Below are 16,668 nucleotides of genomic sequence, written 5' to 3' on the forward strand. Positions count from 1 at the left end.
TACTTGACGCGCGAAACGTATTCGCCCGAACGCGTATCGACGCGGATCACTTCTTCCTGGCCGACGAACAGCGGCACGCGCACCACCGCACCGGTCTCCAGGGTCGCCGGCTTGCCGCCGCCGCCGGAAGTGTCGCCGCGCACGCCCGGGTCGGTCTCGACGATCTTCAGTTCGACGAAGTTCGGCGGGGTGACCTGGATCGGCGTGCCGTTCCACAGCGTCACCACGCAATCCTCCTCGCCCTTGATCCACTTGGCGGCGTCGCCGACGCCGGCCTTGTCGGCCTGCACCTGCTCGAAGGTTTCCTGCTGCATGAAGTGCCAGTACTCGCCGTCGCTGTAGAGGTACTGCATGTCAGTGTCGACCACGTCGGCCGCTTCCACGCTGTCGGTCGCCTTCATGGTCATTTCGACCACGCGCCCGGACTTGATGAAACGGTACTTGACGCGGGTGAACGCCTGGCCCTTGCCGGGCTTGACGTATTCGGTATCGGTGATGATCGCAGGCTCGCTGTTGACCAGGATCTTCATCCCGTTCTTGACGTCGTTCATGCCGTAGCTGGCCATCTGAAACTCCTCGGGTAAGGCAAACCCGCCGCGTTCGGCGGCCGGCCGGATAGAATGGAAGCTCCGCCGCAACGGCGGGCGCTCGTGTGATGACCGCCTATGATAACCGCAGCCCCCCGCCCGATGCAGCCGTCCCCGCCCCTGCCCGCCGCCGCGCCGCCGCGCTGGCAGCATGCCTGGCGCGACGCCGTGCGCGATCCGCGCGAGCTGCTGGCCCTGCTGGACCTGGATCCGCAGGCGCTGGGCGTCTCCGAACAGGCTGCGACGCAGTTCGCGCTGCGCGTGCCGCGCAGCTTCGTCGCGCGCATGCGCCCGGGCGATCCGCACGATCCGCTGCTGCGCCAGGTGCTGCCGATCGACGACGAGCAGCGCCTGGTCGCCGGCTTCGCCCTGGATGCAGTCGGCGACACCGCGGCCAAGAAGGCCGACGGGGTGATCCACAAGTACCGCGGCCGCGCCCTGCTGGTGGCCACCGGCAGTTGCGCGGTGCACTGCCGCTACTGCTTCCGCCGGCACTTTCCCTATGCCGACGAGACCGCCGCGCGCGATGGCTGGCGCACGGCGGTGGCGGCCATCGCCGCCGACCCCAGCATCGAGGAAGTGATCCTGTCCGGCGGCGATCCGCTGTCGCTGGCCACGCCGAAACTGGTCGAACTCACCGAGGCGCTGGCCGCGCTGCCGCAGCTCAAGCGCCTGCGTATCCACAGCCGCCTGCCGGTGGTGCTGCCCGAGCGCGTCGATGCGCCGTTGCTGGCCTGGCTGCGCACGCTGCCGTGGCCGGTGGCGTTCGTGATCCACGCCAACCACGCCAACGAATTCGATGCCGGCGTCGATGCCGCGCTGGCGCGCCTGCGCGAAGCCGGCGCGCACCTGCTCAACCAAGCGGTGCTGCTGCGCGGGGTCAACGACAGCGTCGAGGCGCTGGCCGCGCTGAGCGAGCGCAGCTTTGCCGCCGGCGTGCTGCCCTACTACCTGCATCAACTGGATCGGGTGCAGGGCGTGGCCCATTTCGAAGTGGACGATGCCACCGCGCTGGCGCTGCATCAGGCACTGGCCGCGCGCCTGTCCGGCTATCTCGTGCCGAAACTGGTGCGCGAGATTCCCGGCGACAGCGGCAAGCGCCCGCTGCTGCCCTGACCCGCCTGGCCAGGACCGCCGCAGGCACAGCGCACGCCGGCCACGACGCCGCAGCGGCGATCACGTGCTGGCGGGCGGTGCGTCCTCGTTGGCGAGCAGCTGACGAAATTCCTCCGCGCTGAGCGGACGGCTGAGCCAGAAGCCCTGCCCCAGTTCGCAGCCGCGCTCGCGCAGCAGCTCGAACTGGGTCTCCTGCTCGATGCCTTCGGCGACTACGGTGATGTCCAGCGAATGCGCCATGGCGATGATCGCCGTGGTCAGCGCCAGATCGTCCGGGTCGCGCTGCAGGTCGGCGACGAAACTCTTGTCGATCTTGACCCCGTCCACCGGCACCTGGCGCAGATGGCTCAGGCCGGAGAAGCCGGTGCCGAAGTCGTCCAGCCAGACCTTGACCCCGGTGCGATGCAGCCGCGCCAGCATGCTCGCCGCCTGCAGCTCGTCGCCGATCACCGCAGTCTCGGTCAGCTCCAGATGCAATTGCGCCGCCGGCAGCCCGGACTCGCGCAGGCATTCGGCCACCACTTCGGGCAGATCGCCGCTGCGCAACTGCCGCGGAGAGACGTTGACCGAGACGAACAGGTCGGCGCTGCCGTCGGCGCGCCGCCACTGGGTGGCCTCGCTGCAGGCCGCGCGCAGTACCTTGGGGCCGATGCTTTCGATCAGCCCGCTCTGCTCGGCCACGTCGATGAACACCGTCGGCGAGATCGTGCCCATCGCCGGATGCTGCCAGCGCAGCAGCACCTCGACACCGACCATGCGCCGGTCCTGGGTGCGGAAGATCGGCTGGTAGGCCAGCTTGAGTTCGTCGCGCTCCCAGGCGCCGCGCAGCTCGTGCTCCATGTGCACGCGCCGCTCCACCGCATAGTCCATCGCGCGGCTGTAGAAGCGGTGGCAGTTCTTGCCGGCCAGCTTGGCCTGGTACATGGCGATGTCGCCGTTCTTCAGCAGCGCCGAGGCGTCCTCGGCATCGCCCGGGTAGACAGTGATGCCGATCGAGGTGCCCATGAACACCTCGCGGCCCTGGATCCGCAGCGGCTCGCGCAGTTCCTGCACCAGCCGCTGCGCCAGCGCGGTGGCGACCTTAGCCGCCTGCGCATCCTCCACCAGGATCACGAACTCGTCGCCGCCGAAACGCGCCAGCAGCGCATCGTCGCCGCCCAGTTGCTCCACCGCCAGCTGGATGCGCCGCGCGAACTGCAGCAGGGCTTCGTCGCCGGCCTCGTGACCCAGGGTGTCGTTGATCCGCTTGAAATCGTCGATGTCGGCGAACAGCAGCGCCAGCCTGCGCTGCGAGGCGCGCGCCGACAGCATGCGATGGTCCAGCGCCTCGCGGAACGCGAGCCGGTTGGTCAGCCCGGTCAACGCATCGGTGTAGGCCATGTGGCGCACGTCGCGGTCGTGCCGGGCGATCGCCTCGCTCATCCGCCCGAACGCGCGCAGCAGTTCGCTGACCTCGTCGTGGCGGCCGCTGTCGCGGCGCTCCACCGCATAGTTGCCGGCCTCGATCTGGCGTGCGGTCGCCGCCATCCAGCGCAACGGCGCCACCAGCGTGCGCTGCACGTAGACCGCCACCATCGCCGCGGTCAGGCCCAGGGCGGCCAGCAACAGCAGCAACCAGCCGAGATGGCGCTTGCCCAGTGCGCCCAGGCGCTGGTCCAGGTTCTGCCCGGCCTTGCGCTCGTACTCCTGCGCGCGTGTCCAGGACATGCCTACCCGCACCCCGCCCACGCGCTGGTCGCCGATCATGATCGGCATCGACACGTCGAGGAACTCCGGCGACTCCTGCGCCAGCAGGCCTTTGGCGCGGATCGCGGCGTCGGCCATCGGCCCGCGCATGCGCTGCCCGTAGCCCACCAGGTCCTTGCTGCCGTCGTGGATCAGCCGCCCGTCGGCGTCGTAGACCAGCACGTAGGCCACCGCCACATAGCCCAGCGCCCCACGCACCTGCGTGCCGATCGCATCCAGGTCGGAGTAGTACACCGGGTTGGCCAGCGAATCGGCCAGTTGCCGCGCCAGCGATTCGCCGCGAGTGCGCATGCTGCTGTCGAACAGGCTGTGGATGGCGTTGCCGCTGAGCGTGCGCACCTCGCGCTGCATCGCCGCCTGGCGCTCCAGCAGCAGGGCCAGGATCGCCATCACCAGCAGCGCAGCCACGCCCATGGCCAGCAGGAACCTGGCCTGCAACCCGAAACGCATGCTCTTCATTCCACTTCCAGCCTCACCCGCGCCACGCCGTCGCGCAGGGCATCCAGGCGTTTCTGCGACGCCGGATCGATCGGGTAGAAACCGGAGGTCCCGAAGAACTGGCGCAGCGCCGCGCGCCCCTGCGGATCGTCAGCGGCGTGCAGCAGCACCTCGCGCAGGCGCGTCTCCACGTCCGTGGGCAGATCGCTGCGCACCATCTCCACCGCGCGCGGATACGGTTCGCTGCGGTAGATCACCCGGAAGTCGCGGCGGAACGCCGGGGGAATGCGGCGATCGTCGTCCCAGTCGAGATTGCTGAACGCCCCGGCATCCACCAGATGCTTGTGCACGAAGGCGGCGATGTTGAGTTCCGAGCGCGCGAACACGTAACCGACCGTTTCCGCCGAGGGCTGGTCCTTGGTCGAGAGCAGGATCTCCGGATGCAGGCCGCGCTCGAACAGCGTCATCATCGGCACCAGGTAGGCGCTGGTGGACAGCGTGCTCTGCAGCGCCAGCGTGCGCCCCCGCAGATCCGACAGGTCGTGCACCGGCGCGTCCTTGCGCACGAAGAATACGGTGTGGTACTGACGCACGCCGTTGCGCTCGGTCAGCAGCAGCGGCTTGGCGCCACCGCGCTGCTCCAGCGCCATCGCGGTGGCAGCGGTCTCGGTGACCCAGTCGACCCGGCCGCGACGCAGGTAACTGCTCATCTGCTGGCTGTCGCGGGCCATCAGGATCTGCCCGGAGGTGATGCCGACCTCGCGCATGCGCGGCACCACGTAGTCCAGCAGCGGCTTGAGTTGCTCGTAATGGGCCTTGGGATTGTCGCTGATGCGCCCCAGCACCAGGACCGAGGGCCGCGCGTGCACGGACGCGGGCCAGCAGATCGCCAGCGCCAGCCACACCACGACCACCCGCCAACGCGAACTGGACAAACCACGATCCCCAAGTAGACCTTGCAAAGCCTAGCCGAAAGCGCATGCCGGTGACAGCGTCACAGAATGGCGCCTGCCGCGCATGCAGTCCGCCCTGGGCGCACGCGTCGGCGCGCGCGCCGCGATGGAGGCCTTCGCGCCTTGCCTGGCCTCAGTTTCCGGCCTGCCCGGCGAGTCGCGCCATGCGCTGCGCATCGGACAGCACGCCGCGCAGCAGGCGCACTTCCTGCTCGGTCAGCTCGGTGCGCAGGAACAGCCGGCGCAACTTGCGCATCGCCGAATCCGGGGCGCGGCCCTTGTGGAAGTCGATATCGTCCAGGGTCTCGGCCAACTGCCCGAACAGCCCTTCCACCTGCGCGTGGCTGGCCGGTGCCTCGCGGAACCCCGGTACCGGCGCCGGCGCGGGGGCGGCGCCGCGCAGCTGCGCCAGGCGCAGTTCGTAGGCCAGCACCTGCACCGCCGCGGCCAGATTGAGCGAGCTGAACGCCGGATCGGAGGGAATGTGCACGGCCGCATGGCACAGCTGCAGTTCCTCGTTGGTCAGGCCGGTGCGCTCGCGCCCGAACACCAGCGCCACCTCCGCCGGTTCGGCGCTGGTCGCGGTCAGGCGCTGCGCGGCATCGGCCGGCAGCAACTCCTCCAGCGACACGCGGCGGCTGCGCGCGGTGCAGCCCAGCACCAACCGGCAATCGGCCACTGCGTCGGCCAGCGCCGGCAGCACCGGCGCTTGCTGCAACAGATCCTCGGCCCCGGCAGAACGCCGGTAGGCCTCGGTCTCCAGCTCGCATTCCGGCGCCACCAGCACCAGCCGCGACAGCCCCATGGTCTTCATCGCGCGCGCCGCCGCGCCGATGTTGCCGGGATGCTGGGTCCCGACCAGGACGAAGCGGATACGGAGGGAATCGGTCATGGCGGCACGGCAGGCGAAGCGAACGGGGGCGTAGATGGTAAACTGTGCGGCCGGCCTTGGCGCCGGACTGCTCTTTTCCTCCTCCAGACCCACCTCCGCCTTCTCGGGAGCGCTTGCCATGCAAAAACCCGCCGTCACCGTCATGGTCAAGGCCGCCCGCCTCGCCGGCAACGTGCTGTTGCGCCACATCAACCGTCTGGAAGCACTGAACGTGGTGCAGAAGGACCGCATGGACTACGCCAGCGAAGTCGATGCCGATGCGGAAAAGGTGATCGTCAAGGAGCTGCGCCGCGCCTACCCCGACTACGGCGTGATGGGCGAGGAAAGCGGCGTGCAGGGCGGCGGCCGCTACATGTGGGTGATCGACCCGCTCGACGGCACCAGCAACTACCTGCGCGGCTTCCCGCACTACTGCGTGTCGATCGCCCTGGTCGAGAACGGCGAGCCGGTCGACGCGGTGATCTTCGACCCGCTCCGCAACGAACTGTTCACCGCCAGCCGCGGCAACGGCGCCGTGCTCAACGACCGCCGCATCCGTGTCAGCGAGCGCAAGGAACTCAACGGCGCCATGGTCCACACCGGCTTCGCGCCGCGCGAGCGCAAGCGCACCAGCCCCCAGCTCAAGTGCGTGGATGCGCTGCTGGTGCAGGCCGAGGACATCCGTCGCACCGGCTCGGCGGCACTGGATCTGGCCTATGTGGCCTGCGGCCGCAGCGACGCCTACTTCGAAGCCGGCGTGAAGGCCTGGGACATCGCCGCCGGCGTGCTGCTGGTGCGCGAGGCCGGTGGCCGCGTCACCGATTTCAAGGGCGGCACCCTCGGCCGCATCGACGACCGCGGCCCGCAGCAGTTCCAGGTGGTCGCCGGCAACCTCAAGGTCGGCGACGCGCTGCAGAAGCTGATCGTCAATACCGGCTTCGCCGGGGAGTTCGACGCGAAGTTCTGAGCGAGGCGACCGGCGCCACGCCGGCGCAGCGACACCGCAACAACAGAAAAGCCGCGCACTCGCGCGGCTTTTTTATGTCCGTCATCCGCCGATCGGACCGGCGCACGACCTCCGCACAGGTCCTTTCGCAGCATCCGCCTGGCCTCGCGCAGACGAGCCGCCATCCAGGAAATCCCGTCGAACGCAGAACGCACGGGCCGTTTTTCCGTCACACCGCACTCACGCATTGGACGCTGCGCGCTTCACTCCTGCTTGATCGGCGCTTGCGTAGAAAACGGCACACGACGCGCTACATGCAGGCAAAACGGCATGTGCGATGCGCCCGACGCAATCGGCGAACGCAGCCCTAAAGATCCACGGAACGCGGCCGATACCGATGCGGGTCTTTGCCCGAACTTCCCCGCTGATCCGTGCCTGCATTGCCGTCCCTGCGGCAATGGAGCCGATAGCGCCGCTCTCTCGCATCTTCCGGAGATCTCGCGTGTCCTTCCATCATCTCACCGTCACCAAGCGCCTGGCAATCGGCTTCTGCGGCGTGATCGCCATGTTGTTGCTGGTCGGCATCACCAGCCTGATCGGCTTCCGCAAGTTCACCAGCGCGGCAGCGCTGGACGCGCATACCTACAAGGTCATCACCCTCGGCGACCGCATGCTGGTGAGCCTGCTCAACATCGAGAGCGGCGCGCGCGGCTTCGCCCTGACCCGCGATCCGTCCTACCTGGCGCCACTCGAACTCGGCGAACGCGAGTTCAGCGCACAGTGGCAGGAGTCCAAGCAGCTGACCGCGGACAACGCGGCGCAGCAGGCGCGCCTGCAGACCCTGATGCAGGACTACACGCAGTTCATGGCGACCAAGCGCAAGGCGGTGGAACACATGCGCACCACCGTGGCCGACAGCGACGACGCCCAGCTGGACGCGTTCCGGAGCGTCGGCAAGCAGCAGATGGACGGGTTGCGCGACACGATCGGTCAGTACGAGGACGCCGAGCGCGCCCTGCTGCAGGTGCGCAAGGCCGAGAGCGAGGCGCGCGCGCAGTCGGGCGAATGGACCAGCCTCGGCGGCATGCTGATCGGCATCGTCGCCGCCATCCTGCTCGGCCTGCTGGTCCGCAACAGCCTGATGCGCCAGCTCGGCGGCGAGCCCGCCTACGCAGCCGACGTGGTGCGCCGCATCGCCAGCGGCGACCTGTCGCAGGACGTGCGCCTGCGCACCCAGGCGCCGTCGCTGCTCAACGACATGCGGCAGATGCAGGAGGAACTGCGCACGGTGATCCAGGCGCAGACCGAGATGGCCAAGCAGCATGACGCCGGTCGGATCAGCTTCCGCATGGACGAGGCACGCTTCCCGGGCGACTACGGGCGCATGGTCCGCGACACCAATGCCCTGGTGCACAGCCATATCTCGGTCAAGCAGCAGCTGATCGCGCTGATGGGCGAGTATGCCGAAGGCGATCTGAGCCGCGACCTGGAGCAGTTCCCGGGCGAGAAGGCGATCCTGACCGAGACCATGGCCAAGGTGAAGCGCAATCTCGGCGCGATCAACGACGAGATCGACCTGCTGGTGCGCGCCGCCGCGCAGGGCGACTTCTCCCGCCGCGGCAATGATCAGCGTTTCCGTCACGCCTTCCGCGGCATGGTCGCCAACCTCAACACGATGATGACGGGCACCGAGACCAATCTGGCGGCGCTGTCGCAGCTGTTGCGCGCGATCGCCGCCGGCGACCTGACCCAGACCATGCAGGGCGAGTTCCACGGCGTGTTCGCGCGGATGCGCGACGACGCCAACGCCACCGTCGCGCAACTGACCGACATGGTCGGCCGCATCCAGCAGGCCGCGGCCAGCATCGACACCGCCGCCGGCGAGATCGCCAGCGGCAACGACGATCTGTCGCGCCGCACCGAGCAGCAGGCCGCCAGCCTGGAAGAAACCGCCGCATCGATGGAGGAGCTGACCGCCACGGTGAAGCAGAACGCCGAGCATGCGCGCCAGGCCAACCAGCTGGCCGCCGGCGCGGCCTCCGTGGCCTCGCAGGGCGGCACGGTGGTCGGACAGGTCGTCACCACCATGGACGGCATCGAGGCGGCCTCGAAGAAGATCGCCGACATCATCGGCGTGATCGACGGCATCGCCTTCCAGACCAATATCCTGGCACTCAATGCCGCGGTGGAAGCGGCACGCGCCGGCGAGCAGGGCCGCGGTTTCGCCGTGGTCGCCAGCGAAGTCCGCACCCTCGCCCAGCGCTCGGCCAGCGCGGCCAAGGAGATCAAGACGCTGATCGACGACTCGGTCGAGCGCGTGAGCGCAGGTTCGGCGCTGGTCGCCCAGGCCGGCACGACGATGCAGGACATCGTGGCCTCGGTGCAGCGCGTGACCGACATCATGGGCGAGATCGCCGCCGCCTCGCAGGAGCAGTCCGCCGGCATCGAGCAGGTCAACCACACCGTCACCCAGATGGACGAGACCACCCAACAGAACGCCGCCCTGGTCGAGGAAGCCACTGCCGCGGCACGCGCGATGGAGCAGCAGGCCGGCGACCTGGTGGAGATCGTCGGCCAGTTCCAGGTGCGCAGCGAGACCTACCCGATGGTGGCGCAACTGGTGGCCCGCGCCACCGCCAACGCGGCGTAGCGCGGACGCCCTGCGCGGCACGCACGCCACGGAGGGACGGGACCGTCATTGACGGCCCCGTCCCACGCACGGCAACCCGGCCGACGTTGCGCTGCACCCACCCGACGCCCCCAGCGTCCGCACAAAGAAAAAGCCGCGCATCCGCGCGGCTTTTTTGTTCGCAGGAGGGAGTGCTTCAGGCCCAGGACGTCACGCTTTCACGAATCCCCAATCCCGGATCCCCACTCCCGGCCCCATCAGGGCCTGCGCGCCAGCGCCTCGACGTCCTTCGACTTCGGCAGCAGGTCCTGCTTGGTGACCTGGAACGGCCCGATCGACAGCAGCGGCACCGCCACGATCACCGAGGACACCACCACCACCACCGCACCGATCATGTGGGTCAGCGCCAGGCCTTCCATCGACTCGCCGCCGTACAAGTAAAGCGCCAGCGCCGACAGGAAGAACATCACCGCTGTGATCACCGTACGCGACAGGGTCTGGTTGATCGAGCGGTTCAGCACCTCGATCGGCTCCACGCGCAGGCTGCGGAAGTTCTCGCGCACGCGGTCGAATACCACGATGATGTCGTTGATCGCAAAGCCCATCACCGACAGCAGACCGGCCAGCACGGTCAGGTCGAACTCACGGCCGGTGACCGACACGTAGGCCACCGTCACCAACAGGTCGAACAGCGCGGTCAGGCTGGCCACCACCGCGAACTTCCACTCGAAGCGGAAGGCGATGTAGATCAGGAAGCCGACCAGCATGAACACCGTGGCGTAGACGCCGTTCAAGGCCAGGTCCTTGCCGACCTGCGGGCCGACGAACTCGCCCGGCTTGACCGTGGCCGGGTTCTGCGGCGTGCTCACCGCCTTGCGCACCTGCTCGGCGAGGTTCTTGGTGATGTCCTCGTTGTTGTGCTCGCCCTGCGGCTGCAGGCGGATCACCACCTCGTTGCCGCTGCCGACGTTCTGCACCTGCGCGTTCTCGAAACCGGCCTTGGCCAGCTGCTCGCGCACCTGGTCCACGTCGACCGGCTTCTGGAAGCTGGTCTGCACCAGCGCGCCGCCGGTGAACTCCAGCGCGTAGTTGAAGCCCTTGGCGAAGATCACCGCGAACGAGGCCAGCGCCAGCACCAGCATCAGCACCAGGGTCGGGTGCCGCCAGCGCATGAAGTCGATCTTGGTGTCGTTGGGGATCAGGTGAAGCGGGAAGATTTTCATTGGAGACCGCTCTGCGTTTTTTTGGACCCCGCGCCTGCCGGCGCGGGGACGTGCGGAAGGTGGCGTGCGTGGCTCAGATGGCCACGGACTTGATCTTCTTGCGACGGCCGTAGATCAGCACCGCCAGCGCGCGCGACACGGTGATCGCGGTGAACATCGAGGCGAAGATGCCGATGATCATGGTCAGCGCGAAGCCCTTCAGCGGGCCGGTACCGAACGCGTACAGCGCCACGCCGACGATCAGGCCGGTGAGGTTGGCGTCGAGGATGGTGCCGCCGGCCTTCTCGTAACCGGCCGCGATCGCCGACTTGGGCGGTACGCCCAGCCGCAGTTCTTCGCGGATACGCTCGTTGATCAGCACGTTGGCGTCCACCGACAGGCCCACCGACAGCGCCAGACCGGCGAAGCCCGGCAGGGTCATGGTGGCGCCGAACAGCGACATCACCGAGACCACGATCAGCAGGTTCATCAGCAGCGCGACCGAGGTGATCAGGCCGAACATGCGGTAGTACACGCTGAAGAACACCAGGGTGAACAGGAACGCGTAGACCACGGCGGTGATGCCGCGCTCCACGTTTTCCGCGCCCAGACTCGGGCCGATCACGTATTCCTCGACGAAGTCCATCGGCGCGGCCAGCGAACCGGCGCGCAGCAGCTTGGCCAGGTTCTCGGCCTCGGTCTTCTCCAGGCCGGTGGTCTGGAAGTTCTTGCCGAACACGCCGGCGATGCGGGTCGGCGCCAGCGCCTCCTCGTTGACGCGCACGCTGCGCACTTCCTTGCCGTCGACCATGGTCACGGTGGGGATGCGCTCGATGTAGACCACCGACATCAGCTTGCCGGTGTTGGCGCTGGTGTAGTCGAACATGCGCTGGCCGGCGGCGTTGTTGAGCGTCACCGCCACGGCCGGCATGCCGTTCTGGTCGGTGCTGACGGTGGCGTTGACCATCTGGTCGCCGGACACCAGCACGCGCTTGCTCAGCAGCACCGGGGCGCCGCTGTCGCGCAGGCGGTAGACCTTGGCGTCGGGCGGGATATTGCCGCTGCGCACCGCGTCCTCGGCGTTGCCGTCGACCACGCCGCGGAACTCCAGCGTGGCGGTGGCGCCGATCATGCGCTTGGCCTCGGCGGTGTCCTGCACGCCCGGCAGCTCGACGACGATGCGGTCGTCGCCCTGGCGCTGGATGATCGGCTCGGCCACGCCCAGCTGGTTGACGCGGTTGCGCAGGGTGGTCAGGTTCTGCTCGATGGCGCCGGCGGCGATCTGCTTCAGCTCGGCCTCGGGCACGGTCACGGCGATGGTCTGCCCGGACACCGCGTAGCTCAGGGTCGGCTGCGCCTTGGCGATGGCCGCGCGCGCGGCGCTGGCATCGACGCCCTCGCCCAGGCTGACCTGGATGCTGTTGTCGGGACGGCGCTCGACCGAGCGGTAGGCCAGGCGGTTGTCGCGCAAGGTGGTGCGGATGTCCTCGGCGAAGGTGTCCAGGCGCTTTTCCAGCGCCGCCTTCTGGTCGACCTGCAGGGCGAAGTGCACGCCGCCGACCAGATCCAGGCCCAGCACCATCGGCTTGCCGCCCAGGCGCGACAGCCAGTCCGGCACGGTCGAGGCCAGGTTCAGCGCCACCGTGTAGTTCTCGCCCACCTGCTGGCGCAGCACGTCGTTGGCACGGGTCTGCGCCTGCAGGTTCGGCAGGCGCACCATCAGGCTGTCGCCTTCCTTGTCGACCAGCTTCGGGGTGATCCCGGCCGTCTTCAGGTCGGCGAGGACCCGCTCGCGCAGGGCATCGTCGATCTTGCCGCCGCGGCTGGCGGTGATCTGGACCGACGGATCCTTCTGGTACACGTTGGGCAGCGCGTACAACGCGCTCAACGCCAGCACGATCAGGATGAGGACATACTTCCAGCGCGGAAACTCGAGCATTGCGGGACCCCGCACGACGCCACGCCGGCGTCGCGCCTAGCAGTAGGAGAAATGGATCAGGCGGACTTCAGCGTGCCCTTCGGCAGGACATTGCCGACGGCGCCCTTCTGCACGCGGATGCGCACGTTGTCGGCCACTTCGATGGTGATGAAGTTGTCGCCGATGTCGGTGACCACGCCGGCCACGCCGCCGGAGGTGATGACCTCATCGCCGCGACCGAGCTTGTCCAGCATCGACTTGTGTTCCTTCTGGCGCTTCATCTGCGGCCGGATCATCACGAAATACATCACCGCGATCAGGATGATGGGCAGCAGGAACATCTGCAGGCCACCACCGGCCGGGGCGGCGCCGCCAGCGGTCTGCGCCTGGGCGACGGGAATCAGGAAATCGAGCGGATTCATCGGGTACGTCCTATGGTTTGGGCAGCCCGACACCCTGGGGCACGGACCGCTGGTTTGCCTTGCGGCAGCAAGCAGCCGCCGATTATGCCACGATCTTCCCCTTGCCCCCGGAACGGCCGCCGCGCCCCTCCCTTCTCCCTGCGGGACCCACGGCCACCTTCTCGGGGGAAGGTGCCGCGCAGCGGCGGATGAGGGTACGGGCGAAGCCTCGTATCCTTTCGACTGCACGAGGCTGCGCCCGGACCCTCACCCCCGACCACTCCCGAACAACACGAGGCTGCGCCCGGACCCTCACCCCAACCCCTCTCCCGGGGGAGAGGGGCTTATCCGTGCTCCGTTGGGAGTGGGGTGGCTTCCATCCCGCGCGCCGCATAGAAGGACCGCCGGAACTGGGCAAAGGTTCCCGCGGCGATCGCCGCGCGCATGTCGGCCATCAGCTTCTGGTAGTACCAGAGGTTGTGCAGGGTGCCCAGCATCGGCGCCAGCATCTCGTTGCAGCGGTCCAGGTGGCGCAGGTAGGCGCGGGTGTAGCCGCTGCTGCAGGCATGGCAGCCGCAGCCCGGCTCGATCGGATCGAGGTCGCGCTCGTACTTGGCGTTGCGGATGCGCACCGTGCCGAACGAGGTGAAATAGTGGCCGTTGCGCGCGTTGCGGGTCGGCATCACGCAGTCGAACATGTCCACGCCGCGGGCCACGCCCTCGACCAGGTCCTCCGGGCGTCCCACGCCCATCAGGTAGCGCGGGCGGTCGCCGGGCAGGCGCGGATGCAGGTGCTCGAGCATGGCATTGCGCTCGTGCTCCGGCTCGCCCACCGCCAGGCCGCCGATCGCGTAGCCATCGAAGCCGATCGCCTGCAGCCCCTCGATCGAGCGGCTGCGCAGGTCCGCATGCACGCCGCCCTGGACGATGCCGAACAGCGCCGCGTCGTTGCCCAGCGCATCGTGTGCGTCGCGCGAGCGCTGCGCCCAGCGCAGGCTCAGTTCCATCGAGCGCCGCGCCACGTCCTCGGTGGCCGGGTACGGGGTGCACTCGTCGAAGATCATCACGATGTCCGAATCGAGCACCCGCTGGATCTTCATGCTCTCCTCCGGCCCCAGGAACACCTTGGCGCCGTCGGTCGGCGAGGCGAAGGTGACGCCCTGCTCGCTGATCTTGCGTCGGTGCGCCAGCGAGAACACCTGGAAGCCGCCGGAATCGGTCAGGATCGGCCCGTCCCAGCGGGCGAAGCCGTGCAGGCCGCCGTGATCGCCGATCACGTCCAGGCCTGGGCGCAGGTACAGGTGGAAGGTGTTGCCGAGGATGATCTGCGCGCCCAGCGCCTTGATCTGTTCGGGCAGCACGCCCTTGACCGAGCCGTAGGTGCCCACCGGCATGAACGCGGGAGTCTCGACCGTCCCGCGCGGAAAGGTCAGGCGGCCGCGGCGCGCGGCGCCGTCGGTGGTGTGGAGCTGGAACTGCAATCGGGACATGGTCTGGCGAATCTCGGTAAGCCGGGCATTGTCGCATTGCCGGGCCGTCGGCGCCGAACCGCCTTGCGGTGCGCCGACCAGGGAACACCGCGGTCGGCTGGTCGGATGCGCGTCGGGCACGCACAGCGCAGGCCCCGCCCAGGACCATGCCGTGGCGCGTACCCGGCGCCGCCCTGCCCTGACGACACGACACCGATGTCGCGCCGTCGCCGGCCATCCTGGATGGCGAGCAGCGTCAGTCCGCCGCGACGAAACCACCGGTCTGGCGCGCCCACAGCCGCGCGTACAGGCCGCCGCGGGCGACCAGCTCGGCGTGGGTGCCGGTCTCGACGATGGCGCCGCGGTCCATCACCACCAGGCGGTCCATCCGCGCGATGGTGGAGAGCCGGTGGGCGATCGCGATCACCGTCTTGCCCGCCATCAGTTCGTCCAGGCTGTCCTGGATCGCCGCCTCCACTTCCGAATCCAGCGCCGAGGTGGCCTCGTCCAGGATCAGGATCGGCGCGTCCTTGAGCAGCACGCGGGCGATGGCGATGCGCTGGCGCTGGCCGCCGGACAGCTTGACCCCGCGCTCGCCGACCTGCGCGTCGTAGCCGCGCTGGCCCTCGCCGTCCTGCAATTGTTCGATGAACTCGTCGGCGCGCGCCTTGGCCACCGCCGCGCGCAGCAGCGCCTCGCTGGCGTCGGGGCGGCCGTACAGCAGGTTGTCGCGGATCGAGCGGTGCAGCAGCGAGGTGTCCTGGGTGACCAGGCCGATCTGCTGGCGCAGGCTCTCCTGGGTGACGCCGGCGATGTCCTGGCCGTCGATCAGGATGCGGCCCTGCTCCAGGTCGTACAGCCGCAGCAGCACGTTGACCAGGGTCGACTTGCCGGCGCCGGACGGCCCGACCAGGCCGATCTTCTCGCCCGCGCGCACCTGCAGGTCGAGCCCGGCGATGACCCCGCCGCGCTTGCCGTAGTGGAAGTGGATGTGCTCGAAGCGGACCTCGCCGCGCTCCACGCGCAGCGGCACCGCGTCGGCGCGATCCTGCACCTGCGCCGGCTGCGCGATGGTCTCCATGCCGTCCTGCACCGCACCGATGTCCTCGAAGATGCCGTTGACCGTCCACATGATCCAGCCGGACATGTTGTGGATGCGGATCACCAGGCCGGTGGCCAGGGTGATCGCGCCCACGCTGATCTGGCCGCGGCTCCACAGCCACAACGCCAGCCCGCAGGTCACCGCGATCAGGAAGCCGTTGATGATGGCGATGGCACTGTCCATCGCGGTGGTCATGCGGGTCTGCCCGCGGTGCTTGACCGCCAGCTCGTCGATCGCCTCGCGCACGTAGGCCTGCTCGCGCCCGGCATGCGAGAACAGCTTGAGCGTGGCGATGTTGGTGTAGCCGTCGACGATGCGGCCCATCGCCTTGGAGCGCGCGTCCGAGGCGATCCAGGCGCGCTGCTTCATCCGCGGCACGAAGTAGACCATCAGCGCCACGTAGGCCAGCACCCACACCAGCAACGGCGCCATCAGCCAGGGATCGGCCTGGGCGAACAAGTACAGCGCGCTGCCGGTGTAGACCACGATGTACCAGAGCGCATCGACCATCTGCACCGCCGACTCGCGCAGCGAGGTGCCGGTCTGCATCACCCGGTTGGCGATGCGCCCGGCGAAGTCGTTCTGGAAGAAGCCCAGGCTCTGCCGCACCACGTAGTTGTGCATCAGCCAGCGCGCGCGGTTGCTCAGGCCCGGCACGATGGCCTGGTTCACCAGCAGGTTGTGCAGGGCCACGAACAACGGCCGCGCCAGCAGCACGACGAACGCCATCCACAGCAGCTCGCCGGCATGGCGCTGGAAGAAGTCCGGCCCCGGCTGCTCGGCGACCATGTCGACGATGCGGCCGAGGAAGTCGAACATCGCCACTTCCACCAGCGCCAGCGCCAGACCGGCCAGCAGCGTGGCCAGCAAGAGCGGCCACAGCGGACGCAGGTAATGCAGATAGAAGCGCACCACCCCGCGCGGCGGCATCTGCGTCTCGATCTTCGGAAAGACCTCGATCAGGGACTCGAACCAGCGGAACATCGCCACGCCATGCCTGAAAAGGGGCGTCAGGGTAGCGTATTCGGCGTCACGCTTCGTGACGCTGGGAATGGGGAGTGGAGAATGGGGAATCGTAAAAGCGGGCGTCCGTGCGCATCGCTTTCCCTTGCGGGAGCGGCTTCAGTCGCGACGCGGTAGCGCCGGGATTGGGGATTTGGGATTGGGGATTCGCGACAGTGGCTCCTCCATCGTTCCCCCTCGCAGGAGCGGCTTCAGCCGCGACGGGCTTCACCGAGGAAGCCCGGTCGCGGCTGAAGCCGCTTGTGTCAAATAAGGGTCTATCGTTGT

The 16,668-nt window shown here is 68.5% G+C and carries 12 protein-coding genes; 3 read left to right on the plus strand and 9 right to left on the minus strand.

The annotated features are described in order from the left end of the window. Positions 1–566 (minus strand): elongation factor P (gene efp, locus D588_RS0122745; protein WP_010343528.1); only part of this gene is annotated, 566 nt, incomplete at its 3' end. Between the two features lie 99 nt (positions 567–665). Here efp and epmB point away from each other — a divergent pair. Next, the gene (epmB, locus tag D588_RS0122750; RefSeq protein WP_026144015.1) at positions 666–1,703 is read left to right on the plus strand and encodes an EF-P beta-lysylation protein EpmB; all 1,038 of its coding nucleotides are present in this window, start codon (positions 666–668) and stop codon (positions 1,701–1,703) included. A 60-nt stretch (positions 1,704–1,763) separates the two neighbouring features. On the opposite strand, the gene D588_RS0122755 is transcribed toward epmB, so the two are convergent. From D588_RS0122755 to D588_RS0122765, 3 genes are all read right to left on the minus strand, one after another. Then, positions 1,764–3,908 (minus strand): EAL domain-containing protein, encoded by a 2,145-nt coding sequence (locus D588_RS0122755; protein ID WP_017917631.1) that lies wholly within the window; start codon positions 3,906–3,908, stop codon positions 1,764–1,766. Next, on the minus strand, positions 3,905–4,795 hold the full coding sequence (locus D588_RS0122760; protein WP_026144016.1) for a phosphate/phosphite/phosphonate ABC transporter substrate-binding protein: 891 nt from the start codon (positions 4,793–4,795) through the stop codon (positions 3,905–3,907). The genes D588_RS0122755 and D588_RS0122760 overlap by 4 nt, the downstream gene beginning before the upstream one ends. 178 nt (positions 4,796–4,973) lie before the next feature. After that, positions 4,974–5,732, minus strand: coding sequence for an RNA methyltransferase (locus D588_RS0122765; RefSeq protein WP_017917632.1), 759 nt, complete (start codon positions 5,730–5,732; stop codon positions 4,974–4,976). A 118-nt stretch (positions 5,733–5,850) separates the two neighbouring features. On the opposite strand from D588_RS0122765, the gene D588_RS0122770 reads away from it, so the two are divergent. Beyond that, positions 5,851–6,678: an inositol monophosphatase family protein gene (locus tag D588_RS0122770; protein ID WP_026144017.1), complete on the plus strand. Its 828-nt coding sequence runs from the start codon at positions 5,851–5,853 to the stop codon at positions 6,676–6,678. Positions 6,679–7,159: 481 nt separating this feature from the next. Then, a complete protein-coding gene (locus D588_RS0122775) occupies positions 7,160–9,307 on the plus strand; it encodes a methyl-accepting chemotaxis protein (RefSeq protein ID WP_017917633.1) in 2,148 nt (715 codons plus the stop codon). A 236-nt stretch (positions 9,308–9,543) separates the two neighbouring features. Here D588_RS0122775 and secF read toward each other — a convergent pair whose 3' ends face one another. The 5 genes from secF to D588_RS0122800 form a co-directional block, all read right to left on the minus strand. After that, a complete protein-coding gene (secF, locus tag D588_RS0122780) occupies positions 9,544–10,509 on the minus strand; it encodes a protein translocase subunit SecF (protein WP_017910687.1) in 966 nt (321 codons plus the stop codon). 73 nt (positions 10,510–10,582) lie between these two features. Further along, on the minus strand, positions 10,583–12,427 hold the full coding sequence (gene secD / locus D588_RS0122785; RefSeq protein WP_017914289.1) for a protein translocase subunit SecD: 1,845 nt from the start codon (positions 12,425–12,427) through the stop codon (positions 10,583–10,585). A 56-nt stretch (positions 12,428–12,483) separates the two neighbouring features. After that, positions 12,484–12,828: a preprotein translocase subunit YajC gene (gene yajC / locus D588_RS0122790; protein WP_017910689.1), complete on the minus strand. Its 345-nt coding sequence runs from the start codon at positions 12,826–12,828 to the stop codon at positions 12,484–12,486. Positions 12,829–13,151: 323 nt separating this feature from the next. Beyond that, complete coding sequence (gene tgt, locus D588_RS0122795; RefSeq protein ID WP_026144018.1) at positions 13,152–14,297, minus strand: tRNA guanosine(34) transglycosylase Tgt; 1,146 nt, start codon at positions 14,295–14,297, stop codon at positions 13,152–13,154. A 235-nt stretch (positions 14,298–14,532) separates the two neighbouring features. Then, positions 14,533–16,362 carry an ABC transporter ATP-binding protein gene (locus tag D588_RS0122800; RefSeq protein ID WP_017917635.1) on the minus strand — a complete coding sequence of 610 codons (1,830 nt, stop codon included), beginning with the start codon at positions 16,360–16,362 and terminating at the stop codon, positions 14,533–14,535. Between the last annotated feature and the right edge of the window lie 306 nt (positions 16,363–16,668).

Source organism: Xanthomonas sp. SHU 308, from assembly GCF_000364645.1.
Lineage (GTDB): Bacteria > Pseudomonadota > Gammaproteobacteria > Xanthomonadales > Xanthomonadaceae > Xanthomonas_A > Xanthomonas_A sontii.

Bases quoted from the DNA above. Each gene is read 5' to 3' on its own strand.
- D588_RS0122770 (WP_026144017.1), top strand. From the start codon at position 5,851: ATGCAAAAACCCGCCGTCACCGTCATGGTCAAGGCCGCCCGCCTCGCC.
- secF (WP_017910687.1), bottom strand. From the start codon at position 10,509: ATGAAAATCTTCCCGCTTCACCTGATCCCCAACGACACCAAGATCGAC.
- D588_RS0122800 (WP_017917635.1), bottom strand. From the start codon at position 16,362: ATGTTCCGCTGGTTCGAGTCCCTGATCGAGGTCTTTCCGAAGATCGAG.
- secD (WP_017914289.1), bottom strand. From the start codon at position 12,427: ATGCTCGAGTTTCCGCGCTGGAAGTATGTCCTCATCCTGATCGTGCTG.
- D588_RS0122765 (WP_017917632.1), bottom strand. From the start codon at position 5,732: ATGACCGATTCCCTCCGTATCCGCTTCGTCCTGGTCGGGACCCAGCAT.
- tgt (WP_026144018.1), bottom strand. From the start codon at position 14,297: ATGTCCCGATTGCAGTTCCAGCTCCACACCACCGACGGCGCCGCGCGC.
- D588_RS0122755 (WP_017917631.1), bottom strand. From the start codon at position 3,908: ATGAAGAGCATGCGTTTCGGGTTGCAGGCCAGGTTCCTGCTGGCCATG.
- epmB (WP_026144015.1), top strand. From the start codon at position 666: ATGATAACCGCAGCCCCCCGCCCGATGCAGCCGTCCCCGCCCCTGCCC.
- yajC (WP_017910689.1), bottom strand. From the start codon at position 12,828: ATGAATCCGCTCGATTTCCTGATTCCCGTCGCCCAGGCGCAGACCGCT.